General features: G+C 70.7%; 16 protein-coding genes. 7 read left to right on the forward strand and 9 right to left on the reverse strand.

Annotated elements, in window-relative coordinates; translation table 11 throughout:
- Nucleotide 1: 1 nt before the first annotated feature.
- From NE857_RS07085 to NE857_RS07095, 3 genes are all read left to right on the forward strand, one after another.
- A complete protein-coding gene (locus NE857_RS07085) occupies nucleotides 2-1,219 on the forward strand; it encodes a trans-sulfuration enzyme family protein (RefSeq protein WP_254420280.1) in 1,218 nt (405 codons plus the stop codon).
- Between the two features lie 60 nt (nucleotides 1,220-1,279).
- Nucleotides 1,280-2,404 carry a D-alanine--D-alanine ligase family protein gene (locus NE857_RS07090; RefSeq protein ID WP_254420281.1) on the forward strand — a complete coding sequence of 375 codons (1,125 nt, stop codon included), beginning with the start codon at nucleotides 1,280-1,282 and terminating at the stop codon, nucleotides 2,402-2,404.
- Between the two features lie 195 nt (nucleotides 2,405-2,599).
- Nucleotides 2,600-3,160 (forward strand): Uma2 family endonuclease, encoded by a 561-nt coding sequence (locus tag NE857_RS07095; protein WP_254420282.1) that lies wholly within the window; start codon nucleotides 2,600-2,602, stop codon nucleotides 3,158-3,160.
- Nucleotides 3,161-3,264: 104 nt separating this feature from the next.
- On the opposite strand, the gene NE857_RS07100 is transcribed toward NE857_RS07095, so the two are convergent.
- From NE857_RS07100 to NE857_RS07125, 6 genes are all read right to left on the reverse strand, one after another.
- On the reverse strand, nucleotides 3,265-4,089 hold the full coding sequence (locus NE857_RS07100) for an EI24 domain-containing protein (protein ID WP_254420283.1): 825 nt from the start codon (nucleotides 4,087-4,089) through the stop codon (nucleotides 3,265-3,267).
- Between the two features lie 9 nt (nucleotides 4,090-4,098).
- Nucleotides 4,099-5,865: a thiol reductant ABC exporter subunit CydC gene (cydC, locus tag NE857_RS07105; protein ID WP_184369960.1), complete on the reverse strand. Its 1,767-nt coding sequence runs from the start codon at nucleotides 5,863-5,865 to the stop codon at nucleotides 4,099-4,101.
- Nucleotides 5,862-7,619: a thiol reductant ABC exporter subunit CydD gene (cydD, locus tag NE857_RS07110; RefSeq protein WP_184369963.1), complete on the reverse strand. Its 1,758-nt coding sequence runs from the start codon at nucleotides 7,617-7,619 to the stop codon at nucleotides 5,862-5,864. Before cydD ends, cydC begins: the two co-directional genes overlap by 4 nt.
- Before the next feature lie 190 nt (nucleotides 7,620-7,809).
- Nucleotides 7,810-8,850 (reverse strand): cytochrome d ubiquinol oxidase subunit II, encoded by a 1,041-nt coding sequence (gene cydB / locus NE857_RS07115; protein WP_184369966.1) that lies wholly within the window; start codon nucleotides 8,848-8,850, stop codon nucleotides 7,810-7,812.
- A 12-nt stretch (nucleotides 8,851-8,862) separates the two neighbouring features.
- Nucleotides 8,863-10,308, reverse strand: coding sequence for a cytochrome ubiquinol oxidase subunit I (locus NE857_RS07120; protein WP_184369969.1), 1,446 nt, complete (start codon nucleotides 10,306-10,308; stop codon nucleotides 8,863-8,865).
- Between the two features lie 207 nt (nucleotides 10,309-10,515).
- Nucleotides 10,516-11,229: a DUF305 domain-containing protein gene (locus NE857_RS07125; RefSeq protein WP_376769965.1), complete on the reverse strand. Its 714-nt coding sequence runs from the start codon at nucleotides 11,227-11,229 to the stop codon at nucleotides 10,516-10,518.
- Nucleotides 11,230-11,327: 98 nt separating this feature from the next.
- On the opposite strand from NE857_RS07125, the gene NE857_RS07130 reads away from it, so the two are divergent.
- Nucleotides 11,328-12,062 carry a thioredoxin-like domain-containing protein gene (locus NE857_RS07130; RefSeq protein WP_184369975.1) on the forward strand — a complete coding sequence of 245 codons (735 nt, stop codon included), beginning with the start codon at nucleotides 11,328-11,330 and terminating at the stop codon, nucleotides 12,060-12,062.
- 179 nt (nucleotides 12,063-12,241) lie between these two features.
- On the opposite strand, the gene NE857_RS07135 is transcribed toward NE857_RS07130, so the two are convergent.
- Nucleotides 12,242-12,703 carry a DUF3515 domain-containing protein gene (locus tag NE857_RS07135; RefSeq protein WP_254421902.1) on the reverse strand — a complete coding sequence of 154 codons (462 nt, stop codon included), beginning with the start codon at nucleotides 12,701-12,703 and terminating at the stop codon, nucleotides 12,242-12,244.
- Between the two features lie 31 nt (nucleotides 12,704-12,734).
- Nucleotides 12,735-12,968 (reverse strand): Lrp/AsnC family transcriptional regulator, encoded by a 234-nt coding sequence (locus NE857_RS07140; RefSeq protein ID WP_184369977.1) that lies wholly within the window; start codon nucleotides 12,966-12,968, stop codon nucleotides 12,735-12,737.
- A 160-nt stretch (nucleotides 12,969-13,128) separates the two neighbouring features.
- Between NE857_RS07140 and NE857_RS07145 the strand changes: the two genes are divergently transcribed.
- Nucleotides 13,129-14,208, forward strand: coding sequence for a thiamine-phosphate kinase (locus NE857_RS07145; RefSeq protein ID WP_301184313.1), 1,080 nt, complete (start codon nucleotides 13,129-13,131; stop codon nucleotides 14,206-14,208).
- Between the two features lie 200 nt (nucleotides 14,209-14,408).
- Nucleotides 14,409-15,065: a cellulose binding domain-containing protein gene (locus NE857_RS07150; RefSeq protein ID WP_254420285.1), complete on the forward strand. Its 657-nt coding sequence runs from the start codon at nucleotides 14,409-14,411 to the stop codon at nucleotides 15,063-15,065.
- Between the two features lie 216 nt (nucleotides 15,066-15,281).
- Here the strand turns inward: NE857_RS07150 and rpmB are convergent, their stop codons facing one another.
- Nucleotides 15,282-15,467 (reverse strand): 50S ribosomal protein L28, encoded by a 186-nt coding sequence (gene rpmB, locus NE857_RS07155; protein WP_026116537.1) that lies wholly within the window; start codon nucleotides 15,465-15,467, stop codon nucleotides 15,282-15,284.
- Nucleotides 15,468-15,841: 374 nt separating this feature from the next.
- On the opposite strand from rpmB, the gene recG reads away from it, so the two are divergent.
- Nucleotides 15,842-18,061 carry an ATP-dependent DNA helicase RecG gene (recG, locus tag NE857_RS07160; RefSeq protein WP_184369984.1) on the forward strand — a complete coding sequence of 740 codons (2,220 nt, stop codon included), beginning with the start codon at nucleotides 15,842-15,844 and terminating at the stop codon, nucleotides 18,059-18,061.
- Nucleotides 18,062-18,064 lie beyond the last annotated feature (3 nt).

The raw sequence follows: 18,064 nt of genomic DNA on the forward strand, positions 1-18,064 counted from the left end.
GATGACACACACACCTGGTTCCGGGAGCGCGGGGGAGCACACGCGGGCGGTCTCCGCCCCGCCGGCTCCGGTCCCCGCCGAGCGGCCGATGCGGATGCCCGTCCACCGGGCCACCACCTACGCGTTCGACACCTCCCAGGGGTTCGCGGACGTGCTGGCCGGTGCGCGGAGCGGCTACTCCTACGCCCGCATCGACAGTCCCACCGTGGACGCCTTCGCGGACGCGGTCGCGGCGCTGGAGGGCGCGGGGCTCCCGGACCGGGTGCGTGGTCAGGCCTTCGCCTCCGGTATGGCGGCGATCAGCACCGTGCTGCTGGCCCTCACCGAGGCCGGGGCGCACGTGGTGGCCTCCCGCCAGATCTACGGCAACACGTACTCGCTGCTGGACCGGCTGATGCGCCGCTTCGGGGTGCGCACGGACTTCGTGGACGTCACCGACCTGGACGCCGTACGCGCGGCGGTCACACCCCAGACGCGCGTGGTGTTCACCGAGACGCTGTCCAACCCGGCCATGACCGTCTCCGATCTGCCCGGGCTGGCGCAGATCGCCCGTGAGGCGGGCGCCGCCCTGGTGGTGGACTCCACGTTCGCCTCCCCGGCGGTCTGCCGCCCCCTGGAGTTCGGCGCCGACATCGTGGTGCACTCGGCCACCAAGTACCTGGGCGGGCACAGCGACACCACCGGCGGCGTGGCCGTGGCCTCGCCCGACCTGATCGACCGTATCCGCGCGGCCCGCATCGACCTGGGCCCGTGCCTGGCCCCGGACGAGGCGTACCTGCTGCACCGCGGCCTGGAGACCCTGCCGCTGCGCGTGCGGCGCCAGTGCGAGAGCGCCGCTGCCTTCGCGGCCGCCCTGGACGGGCACCCGCTCGTGGAGCGGGTGGACCACCCGTCGCTGGCCTCGCACCCCGAGCACACGCTCGCCGGCAAGCTCTTCGACGAAGGCCGCTACGGCGCGGTGGTCACCGTGCACCCGCGCGGCGGCGCCGACGAGGGCATGGCCTTCGCGGACCGGCTTCGGGTGGCCACCATCGCCGCCTCCCTCGGCGGCACGCACACCCTGGCCGGGCACGTGGCCTCGACCTCGCACCGCGGCATGAGCGAGGCGGAGCTGGCCGCCGCGGGCATCTCCCTGGGCGCGGTACGGTTCTCCATCGGTCTGGAGGACCCCCAGGACCTCATCGAGGACGCCCTCGCGGCGCTCGACGGAGGAAAGTGACACACGGGCGCGTTCCGCCCCGAACCGGTTCCATCAGCAGGCGAGATAAGGTCAGGCAGCATGTCGTCCGAGCAGCGCAAGATTCGGGTCGCCGTCGTCTTCGGCGGGCGTAGTTCCGAACACGAGATCTCCTGCGTCACCGCGGGCAGCGTCCTGTCCGTCATCGACCAGGACCGTTACGAGGTCGTCCCGGTCGGGATCACCCCCACCGGCAACTGGGTCCTCACCTCGGGCGACCCCGAGAGCCTGCGCATCGACGCGGCGACCAAGGCCCTGCCCACCGTCTCCGAGGACGGCGTCGAACTGGCGCTGCCCTTCGACGCGGCGGGCCAGCTCATGACGGTGACCCCGGAGCAGGGCACTCGGCGCCTGGCCGAGGTGGACGTCGTGCTGCCGCTGCTGCACGGCCCCTTCGGCGAGGACGGCACCATCCAGGGTCTCTTCGAGATGATGGGCGTGCGCTACGCGGGTGCCGGGGTCTTCTCCAGCGCCGCCGCCATGGACAAGGTCTTCATGAAGGCCCTCCTGGTCGGCAACGCCATCCCCACCAGCGACTTCGTGGCGATCACCGAGCGCACCTGGCGGACCGAGCGCAAGAAGGTCCTGGACGACGTCGCCGAGCTGGGCGAGACGGTCTTCGTCAAGCCCGCCCGCGCCGGGAGCAGCGTCGGTATCAGCAAGGTGAAGGACTCCAAGGACACCGACGCCGTGATCGCCGCGGTCGAGGCCGCCCGCGAGCACGACCCCAAGGTCCTGGTCGAGGCCCAGGTCATCGGTCGCGAGATCGAGTGCGGCGTCCTGGAGGCGGAGGACGGCGGTACCCCGGACGTCTCCTTCCCTGCCGAGGTGCACGTGGCGGAGGGCTTCGACTTCTACGACTTCGAGGCCAAGTACCTGTCCACGAGCGGCCTGACCATCCCCGCCCAGATCCCGGAGGAGGCCACGGCACGCCTGCGCAGGATGGCCGCCGACGTCTTCGAGGCCATGGGCTGCGAGGGGCTGGCCCGGGTGGACTTCTTCTACACCGAGGACGGCGAGGTCCTGGTCAACGAGCTCAACACGATGCCCGGCTTCACCCCGTCGTCGGCCTTCCCGCAGATGTGGGGCGCCACCGGTCTGGGCTACGCCGAGCTCGTCGAGCGCATGATCACCACGGCCCTGCGCCGCAACCCCGGCCTGCGCTGACCGCACCGGCCAAACCACCAAACACATGCCAAGGGGCGGACGATCACGCGATCGTCCGCCCCTGGTGTTTCCTGGGGATTCCTCGGGAAAAGACGTACGCTGGAAAAGTGCTCTCGCTACGCTTAGGAACGTTCTGGATACCTCAGGGAGCCCTCTATGACGTGTGCTGTGCAAGAGCGGACGGATGAGCCGACCATGGATCTCCACACTCTGGCCGAAAGTCTCGAACTCCCGGATGGTTACCGCGTGGAAATCATCAACGGGAGCATCACCGTGTCGCCAACGCCCAGTGCCAGGCATGCCGACATCGTCACCGAGGTTCACGAGTCGGTGCTGGAGGGCGGACTCAAAGCCAAAGGCCTTCGGGCAGTGCAGGTGCTCACCTTGGAGATCGCCAAGACCGGTGATCGCTACGTGCCCGACCTGGTGGTCTTGCCGACAGCTCTCGTGCGGGGGCAGGGTTGGGACGGTCCGTCGTGGATTCGTCCGGCCGAAGAGGCGGAATTGGTTGTCGAGGTTGTCTCGCCCAGTAGTGCGCACCACGACTGGACCAACAAGACGAAGGGATACGCGCAGGCCGGAGTCCCTCTCTACCTGGTGATTGATCCGAAGCAGGATGAGGTCGCCCTGTTCCTTCAGCCAGAGGGAGACGAGTACCGGGAAGTCACCCGTGTCCTTCGCAGCGGGTCTGTGCGACTTCCTCAGCCTTTCGACCTCAAACTCGAAGCCGCTGACCTGTTGCTCTCCTTCTCCTGAAAGGGAGACGGGGCACTTCCCCGAACACGTGACGAGGGGCGGACGATCGCTAGATCATCCGCCCCTCGTCGCTTTTCGATTGCCTGCTAGGGCTGAGGTGGCTCCTACGGGGCCTTTGGCGCTTCGGGTGGGTTCTGGTGAGGAATCGGGGGAGTTTGGGGCTCCTGCGGCCCCTGGGGCCCCTCTGTGAGGAGCTCCCGGGCGAGGATGGTGCCGCCCGCGGTTGCCGCCGGGAACACGGCCACCGCCACGAAGGGGATCGCCAGCAGGAAGTAGGTCGGGATCGCGAAGCCCAGGACGCGCCAGCGGCGGGTGCCCATGAAGTGGCGGCGGTCGCGGATGCGCAGCAGGCCGCGGCGGTCGAAGGCGCTCGCGGTCAGCTCGATGCCCAGCAGCCAGCCTCCCACCACCGCGGTCAGCACCGGGGCCACCATCCAGCCGACCACCGGGACCAGCCCGAGCAGGAACGCGCTGACGGTCACGGTGAGGGAGACCAGCACGACCCCCGTCGACTGGCGCACCGAACGGGTCACCGACGCCATCAGCGCCTCGTCCGGGGCCTCGGGCGCGCCGCCCAGTTCCTGTTCGACCAGTTCGGCGATCTTGTCGTAGATCGGCGAGCCCAGGCCCAGCGTCACCGTCGTGAACGTCACCACCATGACCAGGACCGCCCCGGCCAGCAGTGCCAGGCTCAGCGCGCCGCGCACCAGCCCCCGCCAGGCGCTCTCCCAGTCTTCGGCGAACGGCGTCGCCCACGCCACCAGACCGGTGATGTTCACCGCGAGGGTGATCAGCGCCGCCAGGAACAGCAGCGACGTGACCAACGCGGGCAGCGCGCCGAGCAGGAACAGGCGCGGTCTGCGCAGCACGATGCCCAGACCGCGCAGCAGGACGCCGAAACCACCGAAAACCTCACGTACAGGATTCACGGCCGCACCTTAGCGCTCGCAGACACCGCGAAACCAGCCTTCCCGCGCGAGAAGCTCCCCGTGTGTCCCCGACTGGCACACCCGGCCCTCGCGGATCACGTAGATCCGGTCCACCCGGTCCAGGCCGGTGAGGTCGTGGGTGATGAGCAGGGTGGAGAACCCCCGGGCGGCGTCGAGCAGGTCCGCCACCACCGCGTCGCGGGTGTCCGGGTCCAGGTGCGCGGTCGGCTCGTCCAGGACCAGGACGCGCGGCGCCGCCAGCACCGCGCGGGCCAGCGCCAGCCGCTGGCGCATCCCGCCGCTCAGCCCCAGACCGTGCGAGCCCACCTGGGTGTCCAGGCCCTTGGGCATCGCCTCGACCTCCCCGGCCAGCCGCGCCCTGCGCAGCGCCGTCCACAGCTCCTCGTCCTGGGCCCCGGGCTTGGCCAGCCGCAGGTTCTCCCGGAGAGTGGACGCGAACACGTGCGGGTCCTGCGGGACCCCGGAGACCACCCGGCGCACCTCGTCGGCCGGGTAGTCGGTGACGCTCACCCCGCCGATCTCCACGCGGCCGCCGTCCGGATCGCGCAAGCGCAGCAGCACTGAGGCGAGCGTGCTCTTGCCCGCGCCACTCGGTCCCACCACCGCGACGGTCGCCCCTGCCGGGATCTCCAGGTCCACCCCGTCCAGCGCCCACGGCTCCTCGGGGCCGTAGCGCACCCGCAGATCCCGTACCCGCACCGTGGCGTCGGCCTCCGGGTCGATCTCCAGTCCCTCCTTCGCAGGCGGCGCGACGGCGGGAGGTGTGTCCAGGACCCCGAACAACCGCTCCCCGCTGGACCGGATCGATCCCAGCTTGGCGGCCACGGCCGGCAGCGGAGCGACGATCTCGAAGGCGGCGAGCGTGGTCAGCACCAGTACCGCCAGCGCGGTCGGGCCGATCACCCCGTCCTCCACGGCGAGCACGCCCAGGAACAGCGCGCCCCACACGGTCAGCCCGGTGATCAACGCGGTGGCCCCGGCGCTCAGCCCGAGGGTCGCGGCGTCGCGCCGGGCTACCCGGGTGAGTTCGGCGTCGGCCTCGTACACCCGCTCCACCTGCCGGTCCATGGCGCCGTAGGCCACCAGGTCCGGCGCGCCCTGAAGGGTGTCCACCAGGGCCGTGGAGAGCCTGCCGCGCGCCTGCGCCTCGCGCTGCCCCGGACCCTTGCCGAGGGCGGCCGCGGCCAGAGGCACGGCGAGCCCGGCCAGCAGCAGCCCCGAGGCCAGCAGCAGCCCGCCCGGCAGGTACACCACGGTCAGGAACAGCACCGTCGCGCCGCCCGTGACAACGGAGACCAGCGGCGGAGTGAGCCCGCGCACCAGCAGGTCCAGGGTGGCCTCGGTGTCGTTGACCAGACGCGAGACCAGGTCACCGGAGCGGAAACGACCGAACGCCTCGGTTCGGGCCAGGCGCTCGTACACGCGCACCCGCACCTCGGCCAGGGTTCGGAAGGCGGCGTCGTGGGTGACCAGCCGCTCCAGGTAGCGGGTCACGCCCTTGCTCACGCCCAGCGCGCGCGTGGCGACCACGGCCGCGCTCAACGCGGTGATCGAGGGGTGGTTCGCGGCCGTGGCCAGCATCCACGCGGCCACGCCCAGCAGCGCCACACCCGAACCGGTGGCGGCGGCACCGAGCAGCACGCCCAGCGCGAACCTTCCGCCACGGGGCCAGGCCAGCCCGATCATCCGGCGCAGCGGGTTCCGGCGCCGTTCCCGCTCGTCCACCGCCAAGGGGTCGCTCGTCTCGGTCCTCATCGGTGTGCCCCCCGGGTCAGCAGCGGGAGTTCGGCGGTCCGCAGGTTCTCGCCCAGCGTGGACTCGGCCCAGCCGGTGTCGTGCGCGACGATCACCGCGGTCCGCCCCGCCAACAGGCGGGTCACCGCGGTGCGCACCGACGCGGCGTTCTCCGCGTCCAGGTGCGCGGTGGGCTCGTCCAACAGGACCAGCGGGGCGTCCCGGCACATCGCCCTGGCCAGCGCGATCCGCTGCCGCTGCCCGGCGGACAGCCGGGCGCCCCGCTCACCCAGGCGCGTCTCGTAGCCGTCGGACAGGGCGGAGACGAACCCGTCGGCCTCGGCCAGCCGGGCCGCCTCCCGAACCCGTTCCATGTCGGCGTCGGGTGCGCCCAGGCGGATGTTGTCGGCGACGGAGACGTCGAACAGGTAGGGGTGCTGGGGGACCCAGGCGATGCCCAGCCGCCAGTCGTCGGCGGGGATCAGGTCCATGGGGGTCCACCCGCCGCCGGGCGCGCGCACGCTGACCCGCCCCTCGGTGGGTTCGCCCAGCCGCAGCAGCAGGGACAGCAGGGTGGTCTTGCCCGACCCGCTCGGCCCGGTGAGCAGCAGGTGCTCCCCGGCGCGGACGGTCAGGTCCAGGCCGGACAGGGCGGGGACGTCGCGGCCCGGGTAGAGCAGCCCGACCCCCTCGAAGCGGATGTCGCCCGCGGCGGCGGGGGAGGCGGTCCCGGTCGGGGCCGGAGCCTTGCGGTGCTCGTGCTCCTCGCCTTCCGCGCAAGCCCGGGCGGCGGCCCCGCGCTTGCGGTCCAGCTCGGTGAAGACCTGGTCGGCGGCGGCCACCCCCTCCATACTCGCGTGGAAGCGCGCGCCCACCTCGCGCAGCGGGAGATAGGCCTCGGGCGCCAGGATCAGCACCAGCAGTGCGGTCTGGTAGTCCATGTGCCCGCCCAGCAGGCGCAGGCCCACCTCGACCGCCACCAGCGCCACCGCCAGGGTCGCGAGCAGCTCCAGGGCGAACGCCGACAGGAACGCGATCCGAAGCGTCCCCATGGTCGCCGACCGGTGGTCCTCGCCGACCTTGCGGATGATCGCGGCCTGGGCCTTGGCCCTGCGGAACACCGCGAGCGTGGGCAGCCCCTCCACGACGTCGAGGAAGTGCCCGCCCAGCCTGCTCAGGAGCCGCCACTGGCGGTCGATGCGCTGCTGGGTGTGCATGCCGATCAGCGCCATGAAGATCGGGATGAGCGGTAGCGTCACCAGGATGACGATCCCGGAGATCCAGTCGGCCCAGAACACCACCGCCAGCACCGCGAACGGCACGATGCAGGCCAGGACCAGCTGGGGCAAGTAGCGGGAGAAGTACTCGTCCAGGGCGTCCAGGCCGCGGGTGGCCAGGGTGACGAGTTCGCCGGCCTTGGGTGAGCCGCCCTCGCGGTCTCCGCCCTCGGCCAGCCACACCTTGCCCGAACCGGTCACGTGCGCGACCAGTTCGCGGCGCAGCTGTGACTTGGTGCGCGCGGCGCTGTGCAGCGCCGAGGCCTCGGCGACGTAGGACAGCAGGGCGCGGGCCACGGCGACGGCGGCCACCGCGGCGATCATCCAGCCGAGGGCGTCCATGCCCTCCCCGGCCCAGGCCCCGGTGATGACCTCGGCGAGCAGCCAGGCCTGGGCGAGGATCAGTCCGGTGATCAGCACGCCGCTGACGACGGTGACTGCCAGGTGCGTCCGGACCGCGCTTGCGGTGCGGACCAGGCGCGGATCGAGCGGTTTCATGTGTGGGCGACCTCGTAGCGTCTGAACTCGGCGTCGAAACTCTGGGCTGGAACTCGTCTGGTGCGGGCCGCTCCCAGTATCCGGGGAGGCTGTCGGGAAGCGCTCGACCCCCGCTCCCCGGGGCGGTCCCGGGGGAGCGGGGGCGGGCGGCGGGGTGCTCTCGGTTCTCCGGCCGGACCCTGGTCCGGGCTCAGGCGGCCTGGTCCGGCTCGCCCCTTCCGGCCGTGACGGTGGCCCCGGTGATCTGCTCTCCGGTGACCCGCTTGCGGAAGACCCAGTAGCTCCAGGCCTGGTAGCCCAGCACCAGCGGCAGGAACACCACCGCCACCCACGTCATCAGGGTGAGCGTGTAGTCGGCGGAGGAGGCGTTGGCGACGGTCAGGCTGAACGCCGGGTCGGTGGTGGAGGGGAGCACGTTCGGGAACAGCGATCCCAGCAGCGCGGTGAACGTGAGGACGATGGTGACCGCCGTGGCCAGGAAGGACCACCCCTCGCGGCGGAACCGGGCCGCCGCGACCCCGCCCACCAGGGCCGCGACGGCGATCAGGACGAGTGGCAGGGTCCACGCCGCACCGTGTGCGGCCTGGGTCCACAGCAGGAACACGGCCACCGCGGGCACGGCCGTCCAGGCGCTCCACTGGGAGGCCGTGCGGGCGCGGCCCCGGACCGGACCGTCGGTCTTGAGGGTCAGGAAGACGGCGCCGTGCAGGGTGAACAGGGACAGGGTCATCACCCCGCCCAGCAGGGCGTAGGGGTTGAACAGGTCGAGCAGTGACGCCGTGACGATGTGGTCGGCGTCCATGGCCACTCCGCGGACGAAGTTGGCGAAGATCAGCCCCCACAGGAAGGCGGGCACGGCGCTGCCGACGAAGATCGCCCGGTCCCACCAGTCGCGCCACTGGTCGCTGTCGCGCTTGTGGCGGTACTCGAAGGCCACCCCGCGCACGATGAGCGCCAGCAGGATGAGCAGCACCGGCACGTAGAACCCGCTGAACGCGGACGCGTACCAGGCGGGGAAGGCGGCGAACATGGCGCCGACGGCGGTGATCATCCACACCTCGTTGGCGTCCCAGACCGGGCCGATGGCGTTGATGGCCACGCGGCGGTCCACGGAGTGGCGCTTGCCCATGAAGGGCAGCAGTACCCCGACCCCGAAGTCGAACCCCTCCAGGAGGAAGAAGCCGATCCACAGGACGGCGATGGCGACGAACCAGATGACGGCCAGTTCCATGGTGGTTGGCTCCTAGTAGCTGAAGTGCGGGATCTCGGACTCGTCCTCGTCGTTCTCCAGATCGGGGACGACGTGGGAGGGGCCCTTCTTGATGTACTTCCACAGCAGGCCGACCTCGACGGCGAACAGGATCCCGTACAGCGCGGTGAACAGGCTCAGGCTCATCGCCACGGTGCCGAGGCTGACCCCGGGGGAGACGCTGGCCGCGGTGAGGAGTTCGCCGTGGACGGTCCAGGGCTGGCGGCCCATCTCGGTGAGCACCCACCCGAAGATGTTGGCCAGCAGGGCGGCGGGCAGGGCGGCGAACGCCGCGTAGTAGAACCACGGGGTCCTGGGCAGCCGCTCCCGGCCCCGGGTCAGCCACAGGCCCGCGGCGGCCACGGCGATACCGAACATCCCGAAGCCCATCATCAGGCGGAAGGACCAGTACACGACGAACACGTTGGGCATGTAGTCGCCGGGCCCGTAGAGCTCCTCGTAGGCCTCCTGGAGGTTGTTCATCCCGTGCACCTCGCCGTCGAAGTGCCCGGTGGCCAGGAAGCTCAGCACGTTGGGGACGGTGACGTCGATGGGGTTGTAGCGGGCCTCGGTGTCGCCGACCGCGAAGGCGGAGAAGGCGGCGCCCTCCTCGGTGTCCCACAGGGCCTCCGCCGCGGCGAGCTTCATGGGTTCGTACTCGGCCGCCAGCTTGGCCTGGTGGTCGCCGGAGAACACCGTCAGGGCTCCGGCCACCAGGGTGACGACCAGGCCGGTCCGCAGGGTGGCGCGGAACAGCGCGAAGTCGCGCTTGGGCGGGACGACGCCGACCTCGCCGGTGTCGTCGTACCTGGTGTTGCGCCACAGCTTGTAGGCGCTGACCGCCACCACGAACAGCCCGGCGGTGACGAAGGCGGCCGAGACGGTGTGCAGGTAGGTGGACCAGGCCTGGTCGTTGCTGAGCACGGCCCAGATGTCGTTGAGCTCGGCGCGGCCGGTCTCGGGGTTGATCTCGTAGCCGACCGGGCGGCGCATCCAGGCGTTGGCGGCCAGGATGAAGTAGGCCGACAGGTTGGTGGCCACGGCCACGATCCAGATGCAGGCCAGGTGGACTCCGCGGGGGAGCCGGTGCCAGCCGAAGATCCACAGTCCGATGAAGGTGGACTCCAGGAAGAAGGCCAGCAGGGCCTCCATCGCCAGCGGAGCGCCGAACACGTCGCCGACGAAGCGCGAGTACTCGCTCCAGTTCATGCCGAACTGGAACTCCTGCACGATCCCGGTGACCACGCCCATGGCGAAGTTGATCAGGAACAGCTTGCCGAAGAACTGGGTGGCCTGGAGGTACTCGTGCCGTCCGGTGCGGTACCAGAAGGTCTGGAGGACGGCCACGATGAACGACAGCCCGATCGTCAGGGGGACGAAGAGGAAGTGGTAGATCGTGGTGATCCCGAACTGCCACCTCGCCAGGTCTAGAGCTTCCATGCCCGCCTCTCAGGTACCGACTGCCGGTAGTACTGCACACAGTAGTACTACAGCTTGTCGTAGTAGAGGTGGGCCCCCTGAGACACCGAACACACGCGGCGCGCCCCCGGTCCGGGAGCGCGCCGCGCGTAGTGCTCGTCTTGGTTGTCTCCTGGCAGCGCCAGGCTGGAAACGCCAGGTCGGAAGATCAGCGCCGGAGGCGGCCGGTCACGCGCGCTTGTCCAGCATGCGTTCCATGTTCTCGATCTCGGAGGTCTGGGCGTCAATCATCCCCTGGGCGAAGTTGGTGACCAGTTCCTCATTGCCGAGCTCCACCTCGGCCTCGGCCATCTCGATCCCGCCGATGTGGTGGGCGATCATCAGCTCGAGGAAGAGCACCTCGGCCTCCTCGCCCTCGGCGTCGCTCAGCCGCACCAGGTCCTCGTCGGTGGCCAGCCCCGGCATGGTCTCGGGCACCTCGCCCTCGCCGCCGCCGTGCTCGTGGTCCGCCATCCAGGTCATCGGGGGCTCCGCCGAGCGCGAGTTCAGCCCCCACGCCGTCAGCCAGCCCTGCATCATCCCGATCTGCGCCTGCTGGGTCCGGGCCATGTCGGTGGCCACCGTGTGCAGCTCGACGTCATCGGTCTTGCCGAGGATGGTCATCGACATGTCCACGGCCTGGGCGTGGTGCGCGCTCATGTCACGCAGGAAACCGGCGTCGGCCCCGGTGTCCAGGGGATAGGACGGACGGCCCAGGAGGAACCCTCCGACCAGCGCCAACGCGACCAGGGTCACAGCCATCCAGAGCGGGACGGAGCGCTCAGTACGGGGCGGCGCCCCGGTGCCCTCGTCGCTTTCGGAGAACGCGTCGGGCCCGGCCCATCCGTCCTCGTACGACGTCTCGTCGGCACCGTCGGCGTCTCTGGACGCCGGGCCGCTCATATGCCCCATCGGAACCACCCTGGTGAAATCGCACAACTCTGGTGCCAAAGTAGAGGATAGGAAAGTCCCATTCGACCACATGCATCCCAGGAGACCCTGTGGCCAAGAAGACGAAGGCGGAGGAGCGTCGCGCTCGCGCCGCCGCATTGCGGGAAGCGCAGCGCAAGAAGGAACGCCGCGCCAAAGCCCTCAAGATCACCGGGATCAGCGTAGCCGCCGCGGCTGTTCTGGGTCTCCTGGGAACCGCGATCTTCATGGAGATTCGTTCGCGCAACATCGACGGCGTCCAGGAGTACGCCGTCGGGGACTTCAGCCACGTGGAGATCGGCGACGTCGTCGACTACGACCAGTCCCCGCCGGTCGGCGGTCAGCACTGGCCCAGCTGGCAGAACTGCGGCGTCTACGGCGCCCCGGTGACCCCGGAGCTCGCGGTCCACTCCATGGAGCACGGCGCGGTGTGGATCACCTACGACCCCGAGCTGCCGGAAGAAGAGGTCCAGGCGCTCCAGAACTTCTACAACCCGGGCGACTACCTGGTCATCAGCCCCTACGAGGGCGACATGCCCGCGCCGATCGTCGCCTCCAGCTGGGGCCGTCAGATCGCCGTGGACAGCGCCGATGACGAGAACCTCAGCCGCTACGTGCAGTTCTACGAGCGCGGCACCGACGTCCCCGAGCCGGGCGCCTCCTGCTCGGGTGCGATCAGCCAGACCGCCGCCGAGGTCGAGGCGGACCTGGCCGGCGGTGGCGGGGCCGTCGAGGACGCGGACACCGACGAGCCCGCCGAGGGCGCTGAGGGCACCGAGGATGAGGACGCCGACGCCGACGAGTAGGCCTCAGGGGACCGGCTGACCCGCGGCATCCCGGTACTCGAGGTCGGTACTCACCCACGACCCCGCGGAAAGCGTGTGGGGCCGGAGGCGAGCGATTCGCCTCCGGCCCCACACGTGTGTTCGGGGCTCCGGGGACCGGCCCTGGGAGTAGCTTCGGGAACCGGTCGCGTCCGACGCGGTCACATACCGCTGTCGGCGCGTTCTTCCAGGTGCTCGTCGATCAGGTCGCTCAGAGTGTTGAGCGCTGGGGCGGGGGCGCCGTAGGAGGGCGGGACGGTCAGCTCGACGTAGGCCTCGCGCTCCACCGCCGTGTACAGGGTGGGCTCGTCCTCCGGCTGGCCGAACCACGCCACGTCGTTGACTTCCAGCAGCTCCGACTCCATGTTCAGGGTGGAGGGACGCGGCACCCCGCACCGCAGGCCGATGGGCGGGTCGCCCCAGGCGGCCATGATCTCCGACTCGGGCTGGACCGTGGCGCGGTCCGCGCCGAGGAGGGCGTCCGGGAGGTCGGCAACCAGCGCGGCGCAGGCCTCGGCGGTCTGGCCGTCGGTCTCGGGGGGCTGCATCTGTACGGTCTGGGTTCCGCAACCAGCCGTTACCAGGGCGACGGCCAGAGCCGCCCCGAAGTAGCGCTTGTGCACGGGCAACCTCGCTCCGTCGACTCAGTCGACCTCAGATGTTGACGATGGGACAGGTAAGGGTACGGGCGATGCCGTCCAAGCGCTGAATCCGAGCCACCACCAGAGCCCCCAGGGCGTCGATGTCGTCGGCCTTGGCCTGGACGATCACATCGTAGGGACCCGTGACATCGTTCGCCTGTTCGACCCCCTCGATCCCGCGGATCCGCTCCGCGACCTCGGCCGACTGGCCGACCTCGGTCTGGATCAGGATGTATGCCTGCACCATGTGTCTTCTCCTTCGTGCTGTGCCGGGCGTGAGGTCGAGCGGACGTATCCCTGGCCATCTCTGGCCAAAAGGCGCAGATGAAGGCGGAGGAATGCCGAACGTGGGGCTTGACCACGGGGTCTAGACCACTGCGCCGGAGCGTCACCGTACCCTGATCTCTGTGTTGAGCACTATTGGGGGCCTTGGCGAGTTCGCTCTGATCGCACGCGTGACGAGCCAATTCCCCAGGACGGACGATGTAATCCTCGGCCCCGGCGACGACGCCGCCGTGGTGGCCGCGCCGGACGGGCGCACGGTCGCGACCACGGACCTGCTGGTGGAGGGCCGCCACTTCAGACGGGAATGGTCCAGCGCCCGGGACGTGGGCCACCGCGCCGTGGCGCAGAACTACGCCGACGTCGTGGCCATGGGCGCCCGGCCCACCGGGCTGCTCATCGGTTTCGCCGCGCCGCCCGAGCTGCCGCTGGCCTGGGCCGAGGAGTTCACCGCCGGGGTGCGCGACGAGTGCGCGCTGGCCGGGGGAGCGGTGGTCGGCGGCGACACGGTGGGCTCGGACACCCTCACCATCGCCATCACCGCCCTCGGTGACCTGGAGGGGCGCTCCCCGGTGCGGCGTGAGGGCGCACGGACGGGGGATGTGGTCGCCTACACCGGGCACCTGGGGCTGTCCGCCGCGGGACTGGCCCTGCTGGAGCGGAGCGACGCGGCGGCGGGGACCCCGGTGGGGGAAACTTCGGCCGGGCAGGCCGGAGGGGCTCTAGCCGGTGAGGTTCCGGTCGGGGCGACCGACGGCCTCGCCCAGTGCCTGTCCGAACACCGCAGGCCGAGCCCGCCCTACGCCGCCGGGCCCGAGGCGGCCCGGCTGGGCGCGACCGCCATGCTCGACGTGAGCGACGGTCTGGTCCAAGACCTGGGGCACGTCTGCCGGGCCAGCGGGGTGTGTATCGATCTGGACTCGAACGCCTTCCGGCCCGATCCCGCGCTCCTCGAAGCCGTCGGTGTGCTCGGGGCCCCGGCGGGGAAGGCTGTGGACGCCGCCCGCCGCCTGATGCTGTCGGGCGGGGAGGACCACGCGCTCGCGGCGGTCTTCCCACCCGAGGTGCGGCTACCCGAGCACTGGCACGTGGTGGGAACCGTGGGCGACGCTCCGGGGACCGGGGCGGAAAGCAGCGGTACTCGCGTCACCGTGGACCAGAACGTGATTGAAAACGGCGGATGGGATCATTTTCGGCGGGATTAGGCCTGTTTGGATTTGTCCTGTTTGGTGATCGCGCTAGGCTTTGCCGACGCGGCCAGCGCTGCCTTTCGGGCGGCCGTCCGGCCTCGTGGGACTCCGGTCCGCGACGATCCGCGCGAGGAACACCCCTGACCGGAGGAAACAGCGGGCCAGGGATGGGGAAGGTCAGAAGATCAGCGGCGAGAGGCGGTATATGGGGCGGCATGGGTAGGCGACGGTACAGCCCTCGTCGTGGAGCCCACCGCAGCGAACCGGAAGACGCCGGTGCCCTGCGGCGAATCGGCGGACTCCTCGGCAGCACCGTTCCCAAAAGGGTGGAACCCCCGAGACTGCTCAACGTCTTCGTCGTTTCCGGGGTGATCCTCGGGCTGCTCCTGTTCGGTTACAGCACCACGCAGATCTACCTCCAGTTCGGCGGCACCCCCGGCGCGACGGAGGCCCCCGGCCCGCACGACGGCGTCGAACCCACGCATGACGCGTCCCCGGGACCCGAGCGCGAGGGGGCCTCGGCCGGGGACGGCAGCACCGGACCGCAGACCCAGGCCGGGGCCGAGCCCACCACCGTCGTGTACCAGGTGGTGGAGGCCACGTCCGTCGGCTTCACCGGCCGGGTCACCGTCACCAACACCTCGCAGACCACCCTCGACACCTGGGAACTGGCCCTGGCCTTCGAGACCGCTGAGGTCACCGCGGTGCACGACGCCGACTGGGAGCCCTTGGGGGACGGAATCCTGGCCCGCGCGTCCGGACCGGACGGCCAGCTGGAGCCCGGTGCGTCGGTCTCACTGACCTTCGACGCGATCGGCGCCTCCCAGAGCCCCGTGCGCTGCTCCCTCAACGGGCACGTCTGCGATCTGTGATCCAGCGTCTGCGACCTCGGGCTCCTGCTGCCTCACGGTCAACGGGAGCCACCCCGGGCACAGGCGTCACACCATTCACAGGAAACGTCCCGGTGAAGGCCTACATCGTGAAGACGTGTTCGCGCGGGCTTGCCCGGACGACAGGTCCCCGGACAACGAGAAGGCCCCCCGACCGGAGTCGGAGGGCGCTTCGAAGACTACTGGCGGGAGGGAGCCCTAGCGGGTCACCTTGCCGGCCTTGATGCACGAGGTGCAGGCGTTCACGCGCTTGGGCGTGCCACCGACCTTGGTGCGAACAGTCTGGATGTTGGGGTTCCAGCGGCGGCGGGTGCGACGGTGCGAGTGGGAAACACTGTTACCGAACCCTGGTCCCTTGCCGCAGACGTCGCAGACGGAAGCCACGGTAACTCCATTCAAGTGCTCGGGATCGCGCACGTCGCCGCACGCGAGGTTCATCCGACCGGAAGAGGTCGGGTGGGCAGGTCGGCGCGAACGCCAACCGTGGAAGAGTACACGACGGACATGCCCGAAGGTGGAATCAGACCACTGGGAGGCGCCCGTACGCGCAACGGTGGAACACGGCGCGGCCGAAGCCGCACCAACCCACCGGAGCATCGAGATCAGCCACGCGGGCATGGCGAAAACACGATGAACTCTGACGAGTATACCCCTGTCGGGGTGGGCGGGCGCCAACTCCGCTCCTGGCCCCGTCCGTCGCACCGGAGGTCTACCGTGGCGTTGACGGGCGACCCCACGAGGCCAGGACGGGAACCACAGTGAGCACCTGGGACGAGCCGCTGCGCAAAGGACCTCTCGGCGGCAGGACGGCGAAGGCATTCGCCGACAAACTCGACCTGCACACCCTCGGCGACCTGCTGCGCTACTACCCGCGCCGCTACGACCGCCGCGGCGAACTCACCGACCTCGCACTCCTGCGGGAGGGCGAGGACGTCACCGTGCAGGCCAAGGTCCTGGACGCCCGGCGGCGCACCATCCCCGCCCGGCAGGGACGCCGCCGGATGGACATGATGGAGGCCACCGTCACCGACGGCACCGGCCGCCTGCACCTGACCTTCTTCAACCGCGGCTCCCACCACCAGAACACCCTCGTCCCCGGGCGACTGGCCATGTTCTCCGGCCGGGTCTCCACCTTCAAGGGCCGCCGCCAGCTCGACCACCCCGAGTACGTCCTCCTGGACGACGAGGGGATGGAGGGGGAGGCCGCCCGCGCCTACGCCAACGAGCTCATCCCCGTCTACCCGGCGGTCAAGGGCCTGGACTCGGCCACCATCGCCCGCTCGGTCGGGGTGGCCCTGGACTACGCGGTGGACATCCCCGACCCGCTGCCCCCGGAGCTGCGTTCCGACAAGAAGCTCCTCGGCGTCCACGAGGCGCTCCGCAAGATCCACCGACCCGCCGACTGGGCCGAGACGGGCGCGGCCAAACGCCGCCTGAAGTGGGACGAGGCGTTCGTGCTCCAGCTGGTTCTGGCCCAGCGCCGCCAGCAGGCCGAGGAACTGCCCGCCGTCCCCCGCCCCGGCGCGGACGGCGGAATCCTCGACGCCTTCGACGCCCAGCTGCCCTTCACCCTCACCGACGGCCAGCGCGAGGTCGGCGACCGCCTGGCCGAACGGCTCGACGCCACCCACCCCATGCACTGCCTGCTCCAGGGCGACGTGGGCGCGGGCAAGACCCTGGTGGCGCTGCGCGCGATGCTGCGGGTGGTGGACTCGGGCGGCCAGGCCGTCATGCTCGCCCCCACCGAGGTCCTCGCCCAGCAGCACCACCGCTCCATCGGCGCGATGCTCGGGGCCTTGGGACGCGCCGGACAGATCGACGGCGCCGAGAACGCCACCCGGGTGGCCCTTCTCACCGGTTCGATGAACACCGCCGCCCGCCGGGAGGCCCTGCTGGACGCGGCCTCGGGGCACGCGGGGATCGTCGTGGGCACCCACGCCCTCCTCCAGGAGCACGTGTCCTTCGCCGACCTGGGCCTGGTGGTCGTGGACGAACAGCACCGCTTCGGCGTGGAACAGCGCGACGCCCTGCGCGAGAAGGCCCGGGACGGCCGCCCGCACGTCCTGGTGATGACCGCCACACCCATCCCGCGGACCGTGGCGATGACGGTCTACGGCGACCTCGACGTGGTGGCCCTCACCCAACTGCCCAAGGGCCGCGCGCCCGTCTCCACCCACGTCGTCCCTGCCCACGAGAAACCGCACTTCCTCACCCGCGCCTGGGAGCGCATCCGCGAGGAGGTCGGACAGGGACGCCAGGCCTTCGTGGTCTGCCCCCGCATCGGCGACGGCACGGACGGCTCCGGCGGGGGAGAGTCCGGAGACGAGATCGACGCCCCGGCCGAGGACGCGCCCCCGGGCGCCCGCCCGCCGCTCGCGGTCCTGGACGTGCTCGCCCGCCTCAAGGACGGCCCGCTGGCCGACGTCCGGGTGGAGGCCCTGCACGGCCGGATGGCCCCCGACGACAAGGACGCGGTGATGCGTCGCCTGTCCTGCGGCCAGACCGATGTGGTGGTCTCCACCACCGTCATCGAGGTCGGCGTGGACGTACCCAACGCCACGGTCATGGCGATCATGGACGCCGACCGGTTCGGTATCTCCCAGCTGCACCAGCTCCGCGGCCGGGTCGGCCGAGGGCAGCTGCCCGGCCTGTGCCTGCTGGTCACCGAGTCCGAGGACGGCAGCCCCGCCCGCGAACGGCTGGCCGCGGTCGCCTCGACCACGGACGGGTTCGAGCTCTCCCGCGCCGACCTGGAGATGCGCCGTGAGGGCGACGTGCTCGGCGACGCGCAGTCCGGAGCACGTTCGAGCCTGCGGATGCTCACTCTGGTCAAGGACGAGGAACTCATCGGCGAGGCTCGCGAGGAAGCCACCCGCCTGGTCGCCCGCGACCCGGACCTGACCGGCCACCCGCCCCTCACCGACGCCCTCACCGCCCTCCTCCCGGAGGACCGCGCCGAGTACCTCGACAAGACCTGAGCC

The organism is Nocardiopsis exhalans (assembly GCF_024134545.1).
In the GTDB taxonomy this organism is placed as follows: domain Bacteria; phylum Actinomycetota; class Actinomycetes; order Streptosporangiales; family Streptosporangiaceae; genus Nocardiopsis; species Nocardiopsis exhalans.